Source organism: Streptomyces anatolicus (genome assembly GCF_019400875.1).
GTDB lineage: Bacteria > Actinomycetota > Actinomycetes > Streptomycetales > Streptomycetaceae > Streptomyces > Streptomyces anatolicus.
Genome location: NZ_WMBF01000138.1, coordinates 1 through 14,451, shown reverse-complemented (window position 1 = coordinate 14,451; position 14,451 = coordinate 1). Strand labels below are relative to the sequence as shown.

The 14,451-nt window shown below is 72.5% G+C and carries 14 protein-coding genes and 1 pseudogene; 5 read left to right on the top strand and 10 right to left on the bottom strand.

Features of this window, described 5'->3' with window-relative positions:
• Positions 1–169: 169 nt before the first annotated feature.
• Positions 170–1,567, top strand: a complete 1,398-nt coding sequence (locus tag GKQ77_RS15045) for a M1 family metallopeptidase (protein ID WP_258021363.1) — start codon at positions 170–172, stop codon at positions 1,565–1,567.
• A 9-nt stretch (positions 1,568–1,576) separates the two neighbouring features.
• Here GKQ77_RS15045 and GKQ77_RS15040 read toward each other — a convergent pair whose 3' ends face one another.
• The 4 genes from GKQ77_RS15040 to GKQ77_RS15025 all read right to left on the bottom strand — a co-directional run bounded on the left by GKQ77_RS15040 (position 1,577) and on the right by GKQ77_RS15025 (position 4,335).
• Positions 1,577–2,086, bottom strand: coding sequence for a GNAT family N-acetyltransferase (locus GKQ77_RS15040; protein ID WP_219689270.1), 510 nt, complete (start codon positions 2,084–2,086; stop codon positions 1,577–1,579).
• Between the two features lie 119 nt (positions 2,087–2,205).
• Positions 2,206–3,249: a hypothetical protein gene (locus tag GKQ77_RS15035; RefSeq protein WP_219689269.1), complete on the bottom strand. Its 1,044-nt coding sequence runs from the start codon at positions 3,247–3,249 to the stop codon at positions 2,206–2,208.
• Positions 3,233–3,613, bottom strand: coding sequence for a PadR family transcriptional regulator (locus GKQ77_RS15030; protein ID WP_219689268.1), 381 nt, complete (start codon positions 3,611–3,613; stop codon positions 3,233–3,235). Before GKQ77_RS15030 ends, GKQ77_RS15035 begins: the two co-directional genes overlap by 17 nt.
• A 146-nt stretch (positions 3,614–3,759) precedes the next feature.
• Entirely contained in the window at positions 3,760–4,335 is a 576-nt protein-coding gene (locus tag GKQ77_RS15025; protein ID WP_219689267.1) for a TerD family protein, read from the bottom strand.
• A gap of 211 nt (positions 4,336–4,546) precedes the next feature.
• On the opposite strand from GKQ77_RS15025, the gene arfB reads away from it, so the two are divergent.
• Positions 4,547–4,975 (top strand): alternative ribosome rescue aminoacyl-tRNA hydrolase ArfB, encoded by a 429-nt coding sequence (gene arfB / locus GKQ77_RS15020; RefSeq protein WP_219689266.1) that lies wholly within the window; start codon positions 4,547–4,549, stop codon positions 4,973–4,975.
• Between the two features lie 136 nt (positions 4,976–5,111).
• Here arfB and GKQ77_RS15015 read toward each other — a convergent pair whose 3' ends face one another.
• Positions 5,112–5,603, bottom strand: a complete 492-nt coding sequence (locus GKQ77_RS15015) for a flavin reductase family protein (RefSeq protein ID WP_219689271.1) — start codon at positions 5,601–5,603, stop codon at positions 5,112–5,114.
• A 489-nt stretch (positions 5,604–6,092) separates the two neighbouring features.
• Here GKQ77_RS15015 and cdgB point away from each other — a divergent pair, with 489 nt between their 5' ends.
• Positions 6,093–7,724 carry a diguanylate cyclase CdgB gene (gene cdgB, locus GKQ77_RS15010; protein WP_219689265.1) on the top strand — a complete coding sequence of 544 codons (1,632 nt, stop codon included), beginning with the start codon at positions 6,093–6,095 and terminating at the stop codon, positions 7,722–7,724.
• A gap of 87 nt (positions 7,725–7,811) precedes the next feature.
• Entirely contained in the window at positions 7,812–8,795 is a 984-nt protein-coding gene (locus GKQ77_RS15005) for a carbohydrate-binding protein (RefSeq protein ID WP_219689264.1), read from the top strand.
• 19 nt (positions 8,796–8,814) lie between these two features.
• On the opposite strand, the gene GKQ77_RS15000 is transcribed toward GKQ77_RS15005, so the two are convergent.
• From GKQ77_RS15000 to GKQ77_RS14985, 4 genes are all read right to left on the bottom strand, one after another.
• On the bottom strand, positions 8,815–9,663 hold the full coding sequence (locus GKQ77_RS15000) for a class II fructose-bisphosphate aldolase (RefSeq protein ID WP_219689263.1): 849 nt from the start codon (positions 9,661–9,663) through the stop codon (positions 8,815–8,817).
• 78 nt (positions 9,664–9,741) lie between these two features.
• Positions 9,742–10,680 (bottom strand): 1-phosphofructokinase family hexose kinase, encoded by a 939-nt coding sequence (locus tag GKQ77_RS14995; protein WP_219689262.1) that lies wholly within the window; start codon positions 10,678–10,680, stop codon positions 9,742–9,744.
• A gap of 176 nt (positions 10,681–10,856) precedes the next feature.
• Positions 10,857–12,023, bottom strand: a complete 1,167-nt coding sequence (nagA, locus tag GKQ77_RS14990; RefSeq protein WP_219689261.1) for an N-acetylglucosamine-6-phosphate deacetylase — start codon at positions 12,021–12,023, stop codon at positions 10,857–10,859.
• Positions 12,023–13,009 (bottom strand): ROK family protein, encoded by a 987-nt coding sequence (locus tag GKQ77_RS14985; protein ID WP_219689260.1) that lies wholly within the window; start codon positions 13,007–13,009, stop codon positions 12,023–12,025. The genes nagA and GKQ77_RS14985 overlap by 1 nt, the downstream gene beginning before the upstream one ends.
• A gap of 283 nt (positions 13,010–13,292) precedes the next feature.
• On the opposite strand from GKQ77_RS14985, the gene GKQ77_RS14980 reads away from it, so the two are divergent.
• Positions 13,293–14,312: a YVTN family beta-propeller repeat protein gene (locus tag GKQ77_RS14980; RefSeq protein ID WP_219689259.1), complete on the top strand. Its 1,020-nt coding sequence runs from the start codon at positions 13,293–13,295 to the stop codon at positions 14,310–14,312.
• A 27-nt stretch (positions 14,313–14,339) separates the two neighbouring features.
• Here GKQ77_RS14980 and GKQ77_RS33355 read toward each other — a convergent pair.
• A pseudogene (locus GKQ77_RS33355) lies at positions 14,340–14,451 on the bottom strand (sugar isomerase); the annotation flags it as partial.

Genomic DNA, 14,451 nt, shown 5'->3' with positions numbered 1-14,451 from the left:
TGCCGTGACAGGCCGCCCGCCACGGCTCCGGCACCCCAAGCCCGAACAATTGCCGCATAAGATCACCCGCGTGGACCTGCGATCTCCGGCCGCCCGAGCCGCCACCGTCACCCGACCCGCCACCGGCGCCCCGGCCGCCACCGTCACCCGAGCCCCCCGTACCCTCGCCCTGCTCACCACCGCCGCCCTCGCCCTCACCGTCAGCGGGTGCGGCGGCGAGGGAGTCGACGGCACCCCGGGCTCGGACGGCGTGCGCGACCCGTACTTCCCCAAGCTGGGCAACGGCGGCTACGACGTCACGCACTACGGCCTGACCCTCGGCTACGACCCCGGCGACGGCCACCTCACCGGCACCGCCGAGATCACCGCCCGCGCCGCCAAGAACCTCAGCTCCTTCAACCTCGACCTCAAGGGCCTCGACGTCTCGGCGATCACCGTCGAGGGCAAGGCGGCCCGCTTCCAGCGCGCGGGCCACGAGCTGAGGGTCCGCCCGGCCGACGAACTCGACCGCGGCGAGACCTTCGTGGCGAGCGTCCGCTACTCCGGCTCCCCGGAGACCATCACCGACGCGGACGACTCCGAGGAGGGCTGGCTCAAGACGGCGGACGGCGCGCTCGCGCTCGGCCAGCCGACCGGTTCCATGGCGTGGTTCCCCGGCAACCACCACCCGAGCGACAAGGCCTCGTACGACATAGAGGTCACCGTCCCCAAGGGCCTGAAGGCCGTCTCCAACGGCGAGTTGACGCGCGAGTCGACGAAGAACGGCCGCACCACCTTCGCCTGGCACAACGCCGAACCCATGGCGAGCTATCTGGCGACCGTCGCCATCGGGAAGTACGAGATGGAGTCCTCGACGACGGAATCGGGGCTTCCGGTCATCACGGCCGTCGACCCCTCCCAGGCGAAGGCGAGCAAGAAGGTCCTCGGGAAGCTCCCCGACGTCCTGGAGTGGGCGGAGTACAACTTCGGCCCCTACCCCTTCTCCTCGGCCGGCGCGATCGTCGACCGCCCCGAGGACGCGGGGTACGCGCTGGAGACGCAGACCCGGCCGGTCTTCCCGGGCGCCCCCGAGACCTCGCTCCTCGTCCACGAGCTGGCCCACCAGTGGTTCGGCGACTCCGTCACGCCCAAGTCCTGGCGGGACATGTGGCTCAACGAGGGCTTCGCCACGTACGCGGAGTGGCTGTACGCCGAGGACAACGGCGGCGACAGCGCGCAGGAGACGTTCGACGCGCTGTACGAGGGCGACCTCTACGCCGACAAGGCGGACAACGAGGCGATCTGGGCCTTCCCGCCCGCCAAGCCCACCGACGCCGCGCACATCTCGGAGGCCCCGGTCTACGAGCGCGGCGCGATGGTCATCCACAAGATCCGCCGGGCCGTCGGCGACGACACGTTCTACGACATCGTGCAGGGCTGGGCGAAGAAGTACCGGCACAGGAACGCGGACACCAGGGACTTCACCGAGTACGTCGAGGAGCACGCGGGCGGCGACGAGGCGCGCGAGAAGGTACGCGGGATCTGGGGCGACTGGCTCTACGGGGACGGCAAGCCGGAAAACCCCTGAACGGCCCCGCTAGAGCGCCTTGCGCAGCACCGCGCACGGCCGGTGCCGGGCCCGGTCCTCGCGGTGGCCGATGACCAGATAGCCGAGCGCGGTCCAGAACCGCAGCGCCCCCGGATTGTTCTCCAGGACCGCGAGGCGCACCGCCTCCCGCCCCGCCTGCCGGAACCGCTCCTCGACCAGGGCCGCCACCTGCCGCCCGACACCGGTGCGGTGCAGCTCGGCGGCGACGATGAGCAGACCGATCCACGGGTCGGGGTCGGTGGGGTCGGGATGGCGGGCCAGGGTGACGGCGACCGCGACGAGCCGCCCCTCGGAGCGGGCGAGCAGGACCTCCGCGTCGGGGTGCGCCAGCTCGTCCGCGAGGGCCTTGGCGACCTGCTCGACGCGGATGTCGTCCGGGTCGGGGAAGTCCCCGCTGAGCACGGAGAAGTCACGGTTCGCCGCGTACAGCGCGGTCACCTCGGTGAGCAGATGACCGGGCAGCGCGCCGTCGACGGCGACGAGCGGTTCGAGGATCATGCGGGGCAGGCTAACCGGCGCGGTCGGCTCCGGTGGGCCGCCGAACTTCGCGCCAACCGGCCCAGTCGGCTCTGGCGGGCCGCCGAACCTCGCGTGTGGTGGGCTCCCGGCACCCCGCGCTAACCGGCCTTGTCGGCCCCGCCGGCCTTGCGGATGTCGCGCCACTCGGCGATCAGGGTCCAGATCCAGGCGCCGGCCGCGCCCACGTAGCAGGCGACCCAGCCCGAGAAGTGGCCCGCTTCGAGGATCTCGTCGACGGCGAGGACGGTGAATGCCACGGCGGCCGCCGCCGCGCGGTACAGCTTGTGGCGGGCGATCCGCTGCCGCTTGCGGGGTCCTTCGGCGAGCCGCATGGCGTACACCTCGACGTCGCCGAAGGTGTCCTCGGCGCGCTCGCGGTCCGTTCCGAAGAGATGCTGCCGGGCCTCGCGCACATGGCCGCGCGCCTCGGCGGCCGGCATGGCGTGCCGCCCCCGCAGCAGCCCTTCGAGCCGGGCGAGCCACTGCTCGTCGTCGGCGTGCGGGCGCGGTGCGAACCAGCGGTCGAGGGTGGCGTCCGGGAACGCGTAGGCCGCGACGGTCCACGCGGCGCAGCCCGCCATCAGCACCGGTACGGGCACCTCGAACAACCGCTCCCCGGGGGCGGTGGTGGCGACGGCGACCCCGCCCGCGAACGCGCAGGCGGCCCCCGTGAAGAAGCCCCACATGCCCCGGATCCGTCCGGCGGCGCGCGCGACGAAGGCGAGGGTGCCGAGCGAGGCGACGGCCACGACCGTGGCGTATCCCGCGACCGAGGCCCAGCTGCCCCTCACCCACAACCCGTCCTCGAACCAGTGCATGACGCACAGGCAGAACCCGATGAACCCGAGCGTCCCGAGGGAGGCGCAGACGCGCTCACCGGGTGTCAGGCCGTGCGAGTCGACCTTGGCCCGGTCCTCCTCACTGATGCGCTCGGCGGCGACGGTACGCGCGTACGCCTCGGGCTCGCCGAGGACCTCCGGGGCGGGCAGCCCCGCCTCGCGCACGATCTGGTGGGCCTCGGCGAGCACATCGTCGGCGAGGCCGGCGGGCGCGTCGTGGTCGAGCACGAGCCGTACGTGGACGGTGTCGGCCCACTCCTGGTCCTCCTCGCGCGCCCAGACGAGGTCAGCCCCCTGCGTCATGGGCGTCCCGGGTGTGTTCCCCACTGTCGTCCCCCTTGCCCTTGCCGAGGAGCGAGGCGACGGTCCGGGTGAAGTCACCCCACGCGGCCTGGTCACGCCGCAGCCTCGCCCGCCCCTCCTCGGTGATCCGGTAGTACTTCCGCCCGGGACCGCCCTCTCCCGCACCCCACTCGATCTCGACGGCGCTCTCCTCTTCGAGGCGCGCGAGGGCGGGGTAGAGCGTCGCGGCCTTGACCCCTTCGAGCCCCGCGTCGGCGAGGCGGCCGAGCAGGGCGTAGCCGTAACTCTTCTCCTCACCGTCGAGGATGCCGAGGAGACACAGGGCCAGCGCGGCACGGGTCCACGCGACGTGAGCGTCGGCCACGACTGCCTCCCGGTTCGGGCCACTTTTCAGGTCCACGGACTATTACGGGATCCATACTAGTGGGCCTGTGTGTCCGCATACGCCAGAGGGCCCCGGCACGGTTGCCGGGGCCCTCTGGGAAATCAGCGTCAGCTGGTGACGTCGGATCAGACGTTCACGCCGAAGTCCTGGGCGATGCCGACCAGGCCCGAGGCGTAGCCCTGGCCGACCGCGCGGAACTTCCACTCCGCGCCGTTGCGGTACAGCTCGCCGAAGACCATGGCGGTCTCGGTGGCGGCGTCCTCGGAGAGGTCGTAGCGGGCGAGCTCCGTGCCACCGGCCTGGTTGATGATGCGGATGAACGCGTTCCGCACCTGGCCGAAGTTCTGCGAGCGGTTCTCGGCGTCGTAGATCGAGACCGGGAAGACGATCTTCTCGATGTCGGCCGGCAGGCCTTCGAGGTTGACGTTGATCTGCTCGTCGTCGCCTTCGCCCTGGCCCGTGACGTTGTCACCGGTGTGGACGATGGTCTGGTCCGGCGTCGCCTTGTTGTTGAAGAAGACGAAGTGCTGGTCCGAGAAGACCTTGCCCTGGGTGTTCACCGCGATGGCGGAGGCGTCCAGGTCGAAGTCGGTGCCGGTGGTGGTGCGGACGTCCCAGCCGAGCCCCACGGTGACGGCGGTCAGGCCCGGAGCCTCCTTGGTAAGCGAGACGTTGCCACCCTTGGACAGGCTTACTGCCATTGTTGGGAGTCCCTTCCCTCGTTTACGACGCACCGCGTGTGAGCCAGTGCGTACGGGCTTCGTACTGGGGACGAAGCTACCTTCACTCGTACCAACGCCGACCCAGGTCCCGAAGGTTCCGCATGGCTTTACTTTCTTTACCGCGCTTCACCGCGCTCTGCCGCGGGAAAACGGCGTGACGTGAGCCCGACAGGCGCGGGACCATGGGGGCATGTCCGGTCCCTATCTCATCCGCGGTTCCGTCTCCCTGCCCGAGGCGGAGCTGATGTGGCGTTTCTCCAGGTCGTCCGGGCCGGGCGGGCAGCACGTCAACACCAGTGACTCCCAGGTCGAGCTGCGGTTCGACCTCGCGGCCACGGAGGCGCTGCCCGAGGTGTGGAAGCGGCGGGCCCTCGAGCGGCTCGGGTCCCGGCTCGTCGACGGCGTCATCAGCGTACGAGCCAGTGAGCACCGCTCGCAGTGGCGCAACCGGGAGATGGCGGCGACCCGGCTCGCCGCCCTGCTCGCGGAGGCGACCGCTCCGCCGCCGAAGCCGCGGCGGGCGACGAAGGTTCCTCGCGGGATCAATGAGCGGCGCCTGCGGAACAAGAAGCAGCGGAGCGAGACCAAGCGGGGGCGCTCGGGGCAGGGCTGGGCCTAAAGCGCCCCGTCAGGGGCGCGGGGAACTGCGCGCTCAGCCCACGAAAGGCCGCGGTCGCGTCTGCCGCGTTGCTGATCACAGGCGTCTGCGGCTTTGCCGTGGTTGCCCGCGCAGTTCCCCGCGCCCCTTCGGGGCACTAGCCCAGCTGGCGGTAGCGGCCCCGGAAGTACAGCAGGGGCCCGCCCTCAGCGCTGGGGAGCGACGCAGTCAGTACGCGGCCGATCACCAGCGTGTGGTCGCCCGCCGTCACCGTCTGCTCGGTCCGGCACTCCAGCGTCGACAGCGCCCCGCCGATCAGCGGGGCACCGGACGCCGCGCCCCGGGCGTACGGGATGTCCTCGAAGAGCAGGCGGTCGCTGATCCGGCCCTTCATCGCGAAGCGGCCCGCGATGTGCCGCTGGCTCTCGGAGAGCACCGACACCGCCCACATCGGCTGCTCGGCGAGCAGGTCGTCCATCCGGGAGCCCTCGCGCAGGCTCACCATCACCAGGGGCGGGTCGAGGGAGACGGAGAGGAAGGCCGTGGCCGTCATGCCCACGTCCTCGCCCGCCGGAGCGTTCGCGTCGTCCGGGTCCAGGCCCGGCTCGCGCGCCGTCACCAGGACCACGCCCGCCGCCAGACGGGACATCGCCGCGCGGAACTCGTCGTTGCTCACCCCATCAGGATGCCCATCCGAGGAGGGCGGCCGGGGGGAAGGCGGGGCCGGGAGAGTCTTCAGTACGTGAGCCACGGTGCCGACGCTAGCCCGCGCGCCCCCGCCGCCACATCGGGCCCTGGGCCGAGACCGGTCCTAGGACCGGCGCCCGAGGGAGCCAGGGGCAAGGAGTCCGGCCGCGCTCTTGGCAAAGAACTCCGCAAGGTGGCACGCGGTGCCCCGGAATGCGGTGGACTAGGCCAAGGGACTGGACCAACGGCGGCGCCCCACCTGTGACTTGAGTCACAGGACCCATATTTTGTTGACCCTGTGTACCGAGTGGGCAGCTCGCTGTGATTCAGTGACGGTGGCAATAAGACACTGAGGGCACAAGGGCACAGAAGTACCAGTGCCGGAGGCACTGAAACACTGCGGGCGCTGCGCATCCTGGAGTTGCTGTCGAGGTCTCGGGGAGAACGAAGCATGGAGACCGAGTCGGAGCCGTACGTCCGTCTTGCGACCCTGCGGCAGCTGCACCAGGTGGTGGCGGAGCTGAACACGGCCCGGAGCCTGGCGGACACGCTGCAGACCGTCGCGGACGGCGTCGTCAACGGCCTTGGCTATGAGCTGGCGTGCGTCAATCTCGTGCGCCCGGACGGCGACCTCGTCGTCGCCGCCTTCGCGGGCAACTCCTCGGCCGAGGCGCTCATCACCGGCCGCGTCGGCTCCCGCGACGCCTGGGAGCGGCGCCTGGCCATGGGTGAGGCGTGGGGCGCCCTGCGCTTCATCTCGTACACCGAGGGCTGGGTCCTCGACGACGACGACGTCCCGCAGTGGTACACCGAAGGGCCCGCCCCCCGCTTCGAGGACGAGTGGCACCCCGCCGACCGCCTCTTCGCCCCGATGTACGCGACCGGGGCCGCCGGCGGCGAACTGCTCGGCGTGATCTCCGTGGACCGGCCCCGCAACGGCCGCAGGCCCGGCGCCTGGGGCCGCGAGGCCCTCCAGATGTACGCCTTCCAGGCCGCCATCGCGATCAGCAACGCCCGGCTGCGCGCCAACATGCAGCGCGCCCTGGTCCGCCTGGAGCGCGAGCAGCAGGCGCTGCGGGCCAGCGAGGAGTCCTTCCGGCAGGCGTTCGAGTACGCGCCCTCCGGCATGGCCATCGCCGAGATGGGCGGCGACCAGCACGGCCGGATCCTGCGGACGAACGACGCGCTGTGCCGCCTGCTCGGCCGCCCCGCCTCCGCCATGCGGCGCTACTCCTTCTCCGACCTCGTCCACCCCGAGGACATCGGCACGCTCCTGCGCACATCCGCCGAGGGCGGCCGGGCCGAGCTGCGGCTCGCGCGGCGCGACGGGACGTACGTATGGGTGTCGCTGCGCAATTCCGTGGTCGCCGACGCCGCCGACGGGCCCCGCTTCCTGCTCACGCACGTCGAGGACATCGAGGAGCGCAAGCGCCGCGAGCTGCAGCTCGCCCACCGCGCCTCGCACGACTCCCTGACCGGACTGCCGAACTCCGCCGAGCTGCGCTCCCGGCTCAGCGCGCGCCTGTGCCGCAGACCGCACGCGGGCAGACCCAGCGCGGTGGACTCCCTCGACGCCGCCTACGAACACGGCTTCGACTTCGGGAACGCCTCGCTCCAGCAGGACGAGGGCTTCGACCACCACGTCCACACCGTCGCCCCCGAGGAGGGGGAGGTGGACGACGGGACCAAGGGGCTCGCGGTCCTCTTCTGCGACCTCGACGGCTTCAAGTCGATCAACGACAGGTTCGGGCACCACACCGGCGACGCCGTCCTCATCGAGGTCGCGAGGCGGCTGACCAGCGGCGTACGGGACGGGGACACGGTGGCGCGGCTCGGCGGCGACGAGTTCGTCGTCCTCGCCGACGGCCTCGGCCGCGCCGACGCCCAGGACCTCGCGGTCCGGCTGCGGAACGCGATCATCCCGCCGATCCGGGTGGACGGCAGGGCGGTCCGGGTGGGCGCCAGTTTCGGCATCGGCTGGGCGCACTGCGGGATGTCGGCCGACGAAGTGCTGCACTCCGCCGACCAGCGGATGTACGTGGAGAAACGCTCCCGTGCCAAGCAGCAGCGACGGGCGGGCTGACGGTCTCGATGAGGTCAACGCCACCTCTTGGGCTCACTCGGACCGGGTAGGCTCCCCGCGTCAGCGATCAGAGGGAGTGACCTGGGAATGACGCCCGGCAATAACGGCGAGAACACGCCGAGCGCGCCGCAGGGCGACGACGATCCGTTCGGCTACCTGTACGAGGACGGACAGGCGGCCGGAGCGACCCCGCCCGGCGGTGGCGGCGGCTACGGCTACCCGGGTCCCCGGTCCTACCACCAGGTGAGAGCGGTCGGCGACCGCCGCCCCTCGTACGGGCAGGCCCAGGCCACGCAGCAGTACGGCCAGCAGGTCCCGCAGCAGCAGGCCCAGCAGCCCTACGGCCGGCCGAACCCGCACTACACCGCGCCCGAGGCACAGCCCGGCGGCGCGCCCGTCGCCTCGCCGCAGTACGCACCGGCGGGCGGAGGCCGTGGCCGGGGCCCCAACACCAAGGGCCTGCTGATCGCCGCGATCGCGGTGGTGGCCGTCGTCGCCATCGGCATCGGCGCCGCCATGCTCTTCGGCCGCGACGACGACAAGGGCGGCGAGCCGGAGGCGGGCGGCAAGCCGACGCAGGCCGAGACGGTGAAGCCCAGCGAGAAGCCGTCGAAGAAGCCCGACGAGAAGGCCGAGCTGCCCAAGACGGACGCGAAGGCCCTGAAGCTGGAGGGCGGCACGACGACCGCCTCCGAGGTGCCCGGCGCCAAGGCGGCGGGCGGGGTGTACGTGGCGGGCTTCGACAAGGTCGGCGCCCAGGTCACGTGGACGGTCGACGGCATCCCGAAGGCCGGTTCGTACAGCCTGCGCGTGAACTACGGCGTGCCCGGCAAGGACTCCAACGCCACCATCCTCGTCAACGGCAAGAAGCAGACCCGGCCGCTGACCATGGACAACTTCGCCCACGCCAAGGAAGGCGACTGGGAGAACGGCTGGACCAACACCTGGGCGGTGGTCCAGCTCACCAAGGGCACCAACACCGTCACGCTCACCTGTGACCAGAGCAACCTGTGCGGGACGACCGGGGCGAACATCGACCAGATGTGGCTCGTGGAGGGCACCCACGGCTAGCCCTCCACCGCTCCCGGGACTACGTCAGCAGCCCCAGGAAGCCCGCCACCGTCCCGGCCATCGCCTCGCGAGCCGGGGCGAGGTATTTCCGGGGGTCGACGCCCTTCGCGTGCGCCGCGAGATGGGCGCGGACCTCGCCGGTGAACGCCGAGTTGAGGGCCGTGCCCACGTTGATCTTCACCATTCCGGAGGCGATCGCGCGGCGGATCTCGTTGTCGGGGACGCCGCTTGAGCCGTGCAGGACCAGGGGGGCGGGGACGGCCGACGCCAGGGAGGCGATCAAGTCGTGGTCCAGGGTGGCCGTGCGTTCCGTCATCGCGTGGGAGGAGCCGACCGCCACCGCGAGGGCGTCCACGCCGGTGTCACTGACGTACGCGGCGGCCTCCGCCGGGTCGGTGCGTACGCCCGGCGCGTGCGCGTCCAGCGGGGGCTCGCCCTCCTTGCCGCCGACCTCGCCCAGTTCAGCCTCGACCCAGATGCCCCGCTCGTGGCCCCAGCGCACGGCCTCCGCCGTCGCCTTCACGTTCTCGCCGTAACTCAGCTTCGACGCGTCGAACATGACGGAGCTGAAGCCCTCCGGATGCGCGGCCCGCAGCAGTTCGACGTCCGTGACGTGGTCCAGGTGGAGGGAGAGCGGGGCCGAGGAGGCGCGCGCCACGGCCGCCGTCGCCGCCGCCACGGGGCCCAGCCTGCCGCCGTGGAACTTCACCGCGTTCTCGGAGATCTGGAGGATCGCCGGGGACCCGGCGCGCTCGGCGCCCAGCGCGATCGCCTCGGCGTGCTCCAGCGTGATGACGTTGAACGCGGCGACGCCATGGCCCGCCGCGCGCGCCCGCGTGACGAGTTCCCCGGTGCTGACGAGTGGCACGTGCTCCCCAATTCCCGGGGCGCTGCGCCCCGTTGTGCGGTGCGGATCCGGCTCGGCCGGGCGTTAGAGCCTGCGCTCTTAGGTGCTGGCGGGTACGGCCTCGGTCACCGCGACCCGCGCCAACAGGTCGTCGTACGTCGTCGGGTCGAACTCGCCCGCCACCGGCGCCGCCACGGTCGCCGCCGACAGGGCCACCGCGCGGGCCAGCCGCTCCGGCCACGGCAGGCCCTCGGCGAGCCCGGAGAGCAGCCCCGCCACCGCCGAGTCGCCCGCGCCGGTCGGATTGCCGCGCACGCGCTTCGGGGGCCGCGCCTGCCAGCTCCCGTCCGGGGTGAGGGCGAGGAGGCCATCGGCGCCCAGCGAGGCGACCACGGCGTGCGCACCCCTGCGCCGGGCGTCCCGGGTGGCCCGCGCGGGCTCGTGGGAGCCGGTCAGCTCGGCGAGTTCGTCGGCGTTGGGCTTGACGATGTCCGGGCGGGCGGCGACGCCCCGGCGCAGCGGCTCCCCGCTGGTGTCGAGCAGGACCGGCACGCGGGCGGCGCGCGCGGCACGTATGAGAAGGGCGTACGCGCCCACGGGCACCCCGGGCGGCAGGCTGCCGCAGAGCGCGACCGCCGTCGTGCCCGCGCGGTGCGCCAACTCCTCGTAGGAGTCGAGGAAGGCGGCCCACTCGGCGGGCGTGACGGTGGGGCCCGGCTCGTTGAGCTGGGTGGTGTCGCCGGTGGCCGCGTCGACCACGGCGAGGGTGCGGCGGGTGGCGCCCGCGACGGTGGCGAACGCGTCCGTGACGCGCGGCTCGGCCGCCAGCCGCTCGCGCACGGCGCGGCCCGTGTCGCCGCCCGCGAAGCCGGTGACGGTCACCTCATGGCCGAGGGCCGCGAGAACGCGGGCGACGTTCACGCCCTTGCCGCCGGGGCGTTCGGTCACCTCGGTGACGCGGTGCGAGGTGTGCGGGGTGAGGGCGGTGACGCGGTAGGTGAGGTCGAGGGCGGCGTTCAGCGTGACGGTGAGGATCACGCGTACCACCCCCGAAGTGCTCTCTCGCCGATCTTGCCGGGCTTGCCGATCTTGCCGGGCTTGCCGATCTTGCCGGGCTTGCCCGTCTTGCCCGTATCGACGGCCCGTCCGTCTCCCCGGCGGTTCTGATCATGCCAAAGAGAAGGCGGTTGGCCCAGGGGTGAGGGCCGGTCGGCTCAGGGCTCGACCACCCACGCGCCCTTGCGCAGCACGCCCTTGACGTCGAAGTCCGCGTCAAGGACGACCAGGTCCGCGTCCTTGCCCGGCTCCAGGGAGCCCACCGTGTCGTACATCCCGAGGAGCCTGGCGGGGTTGGCGGACAGGGCGCGGACGGTGTCCTCGACGGAGAGGCCGTCGATGGTCACCGAGCGCTTGAAGGCGCGGTCCAGGGTGAGCGTGGAGCCCGCGATCGAGCCGCCCTCGACGAGCCGCGCCACGCTCTCCCGCACCTCGACCTCCAGCGGGCCGAGCATGTACCTGCCGTCGCCAAAGCCCGCCGCGTCCATCGCGTCGGTGATGAAGGCGACGCGGTCCGCGCCCGCGCGGTGGAAGGCAAGCTCCAGGGCGGCGGGGTGCAGATGCGTACCGTCGTTGATCAGCTCGACGGTGACCCGCTCGTCCTCCAGGAGGGCGGCGATCGGGCCGGGCGCGCGGTGGGCGAGGCCGGGCATCGCGTTGAACAGGTGCGTGGCGACGGTGGCGCCCGCGTCGATGGCCTCCACCGTCTGCTCGTACGTCGCGTCCGTGTGGCCGATGGCGGCGATGACGCCGTGTTCGGCGAGGAGGCGCACGGAGTCGATGCCGCCGGGCAGTTCGGTGGCGAGGGTGAGCATCTTCGCGTGGCCGCGGGCCGCGTCGATCAGCTTGCGGACGTCCGCGGGGTCGGGGTCGCGGAGCAGCGCCTCGCTGTGGGCGCCCTTGCGGCAGGGCGAGATGAAGGGGCCCTCGAAGTGGATGCCCGCGATGTCGCCCTGCTCGGCCAGCTCGCTCAGCAGCCCGGCGCGCTGGGCGAGGAAGTCCATCTCGCCGGTGACGGTGGAGGCGACGAGGGTGGTCGTGCCGTGCAGGCGGTGCGTGTGGACGCCCTTGAGTACGTCCTCCACGGTGCCGGAGGTGAAGGAGGCGCCGCCGCCGCCGTGGTTGTGCAGGTCGACGAAGCCGGGGACCACCCAGTGGCCGGTGAGGTCGACCGTCTCGGCGTCGGTGACGGTGGCTCCGGTGTCGTGGGCCCCGGAGACGGGGACCCTGGCGATCCGGGTGCCTTCGATGAGCACGCGGCCGTCGGGGACGGTTCCGGTGGGCAGTACCACCTGGGCACCGGCGAGAACCTTGCTAGTGGCCATCAGGTGGCTACCTCCGTGGGGTCGGTCTTGGGGTCTGTCTTCCGGGGGGCCGTGGGGGCCGCCGCCTCGGCGAGGAGGTCCCAGGCGAGGAGGCCCGCGCCCAGGCACCCGGCGGTGTCGCCGAGGGCCGCGGGCACGATCTCCGGCAGCGTCTGGAACTGGACGACGCGGGCCGCGACGGCCGCCCGCAGCGGCGTGAACAACGTTTCCCCCGCCTCGGCGAGACCGCCACCGATGATCAGCGTGTGCGGGTCCAGCAGAGTGAGGGCGGTGAGCAGGCCGTCGGCGAGGGCGTCGATCGCGTTCCGCCAGACCTCCTGGGCCCTCGGGTCACCGGACTCCACGGCCTTCGCGCAGTCCGCCGCGTCCGCCTCCGGGTCGCCGCTGGCCTCGGCCCAGGCCCTGCTGACCGCGGCGGCGGAGGCCAGGCGCTCCAGGCAGCCGCGCTGACCGCAGCCGCAGAGCGGGCCGCCGGGGCGCACGACGATGTGACCGATCTCGCCGGCCGAGCCGTGGGCGCCCGGTTCGATGGCGCCGCCGATGCCGATGGCGCCCGCGATGCCGGTGCCCAGGGGCACGAACAGGAACCGGTCCGCGCCCTTGCCCGCCCCGATGCGCCCCTCCGCGAGGCCACCCGTGCGGACGTCGTGGCCGAGCGCCACGGGGACGCCTCCCAGGCGGGCGCTGAGGAGGTCCCTGAGGGGTACGTCGCTCCAGCCGAGGTTCGCCGCGTAGACGGCGATGCCCCGGTCGGCGTCGATGATGCCGGGGACCGCCACGCCCGCCGCGGCGGCGGGCTCGCCGAAGTGGGCGGTGCCGTGGGCGCGGAGGTCCTCGGCGAAACCGAGGATGGACTCCACCACGGCGTCCGGGCCGCGGTCGCGCCCGGTCGGGCGGCGCGCCTCGTGCAGCAGGGTGCCGTCCGCCCCCACCAGGGCGGCCTTCATTCCGGTGCCGCCCACATCGAGGGCGATGACGTGTCTCACGGGGACAGTCTCGCCCGTCACCCTGCGAAAGGTCTAGTCCACCTGGAGGGCGGGTCGGAGGCCGGCAGGCCGGGGGGCGGCGGGGACGCTGTTGTCATATGACACCCGCAAGTATGTGAAATGGCCGATTTGCCACAGATCCGCCATGCGAAAGAACGAAACCCTCCGGCCGCCGTGTGGATCGGGCATGCCGGGCGTTTGACCATGCGCCTTGCACCTTCGTCTCCGTCCCGGACTCACACAGCCGCAGAGCCCGGACCCCCACAGCCGCAGAGGTGGATCCATGCCCAGGTTCTCCGCAGCCAGCCGCCGCTCCCGTCTCCGTCTGACGCTCGGGTGCGTGCTCGCCGTCATGGCCTGCACGTCCGCCGCGGCATCCGCCGACCCGCCGGCCGACGGGGACAGGGACAGGGACTTCCCGATGCGCATCGTCGCCTACGTGGCCAACAGCGGCTCCGGCACCGCCTCCGCCTTCGACGTCCGCCTGGAGAGAGCCGTCGCCGCCCCGGCGGTGGGCAGCGGGCCGACCGGCGTGGGCGCGGCTCCCGACGGCTCCCACGTGTATGTGGCGAACGGTCTGTCCGACTCGGTCTCCTTCATCGAGACGGGCAGCCGCAGGGCCGTGGCGACCGTCCCGGTCGGCTCGTACCCCTTCTCGGCCTTCCCGAGCCGCGACGGCCGCTGGGTGCTCGCGGCGAACTGGGGCAGCAACAACGTCTCCGTCATCGACACGGCCAGCCGCAGAGTCGTCGCCACGCCCGCGGTCGGGGAGCTCCCGCACAGCGTCGCCGCCCTGCCCGACGGGACCGCCTACGTCACCAACAGCGGCAGCAACAACGTCACCGTCCTGTCCAAGGGCCATGAGCCCCTGGCCCAGATCCCCGTGGGCGACTTCCCCAGCGGGATCGTCGCCACGCCGAAGGGCGACAGGGTCTACGTCGCCAACACCGGTGCCGGGACCATCTCCGCCATCGACACCGCCACCCGCAAGGTGACGGCCACCTGGCCGGTCGGCAAGGCGCCGCTGGGCCTGGGGCTCAGCCCCGACGGACGGCGGTTGTACGCGGCGGACTCGGGCGCCGACACGCTCCTGGTCATCGACACCACGACCGGCGGCGTCCTCTCCCAGGTGCCCGTGGGCAGGACACCGCAGGGCGTGGCGGTCAGCCCGGGCGGCAGCCGGGTCTGGGTCACCAACGAGGACTCCGACACCGTCTCGGTGGTCGACCCGGCGCTCACCAAGGTGCGGATGACCCTGCGCACCGGCAACCACCCGGAGGGCATCGCCATCACCCCCAGGTGAGCCGCCCCCTCCGGCGCCCCGGACCCGCTAGCTGAGGATCACGCTCCGCGTGAGGTTCCGCGGGCGGTCCGGGTCGTACCCCCGGGACTCCGCCAGCGCCACCGCGAGGCGCTGCGCGCGGATCAGGTCCGCCAGGGGG

What these genes read in the sequence shown, in the direction of transcription:
- GKQ77_RS15040 (WP_219689270.1), bottom strand. Translation starts at nt 2,086, where the DNA reads ATGATCCTCGAACCGCTCGTCGCCGTCGACGGCGCGCTGCCCGGTCAT.
- cdgB (WP_219689265.1), top strand. Translation starts at nt 6,093, where the DNA reads ATGGAGACCGAGTCGGAGCCGTACGTCCGTCTTGCGACCCTGCGGCAG.
- GKQ77_RS14980 (WP_219689259.1), top strand. Translation starts at nt 13,293, where the DNA reads ATGCCCAGGTTCTCCGCAGCCAGCCGCCGCTCCCGTCTCCGTCTGACG.
- GKQ77_RS15005 (WP_219689264.1), top strand. Translation starts at nt 7,812, where the DNA reads ATGACGCCCGGCAATAACGGCGAGAACACGCCGAGCGCGCCGCAGGGC.
- arfB (WP_219689266.1), top strand. Translation starts at nt 4,547, where the DNA reads ATGTCCGGTCCCTATCTCATCCGCGGTTCCGTCTCCCTGCCCGAGGCG.
- nagA (WP_219689261.1), bottom strand. Translation starts at nt 12,023, where the DNA reads ATGGCCACTAGCAAGGTTCTCGCCGGTGCCCAGGTGGTACTGCCCACC.
- GKQ77_RS15025 (WP_219689267.1), bottom strand. Translation starts at nt 4,335, where the DNA reads ATGGCAGTAAGCCTGTCCAAGGGTGGCAACGTCTCGCTTACCAAGGAG.
- GKQ77_RS15035 (WP_219689269.1), bottom strand. Translation starts at nt 3,249, where the DNA reads ATGACGCAGGGGGCTGACCTCGTCTGGGCGCGCGAGGAGGACCAGGAG.
- GKQ77_RS15015 (WP_219689271.1), bottom strand. Translation starts at nt 5,603, where the DNA reads ATGTCCCGTCTGGCGGCGGGCGTGGTCCTGGTGACGGCGCGCGAGCCG.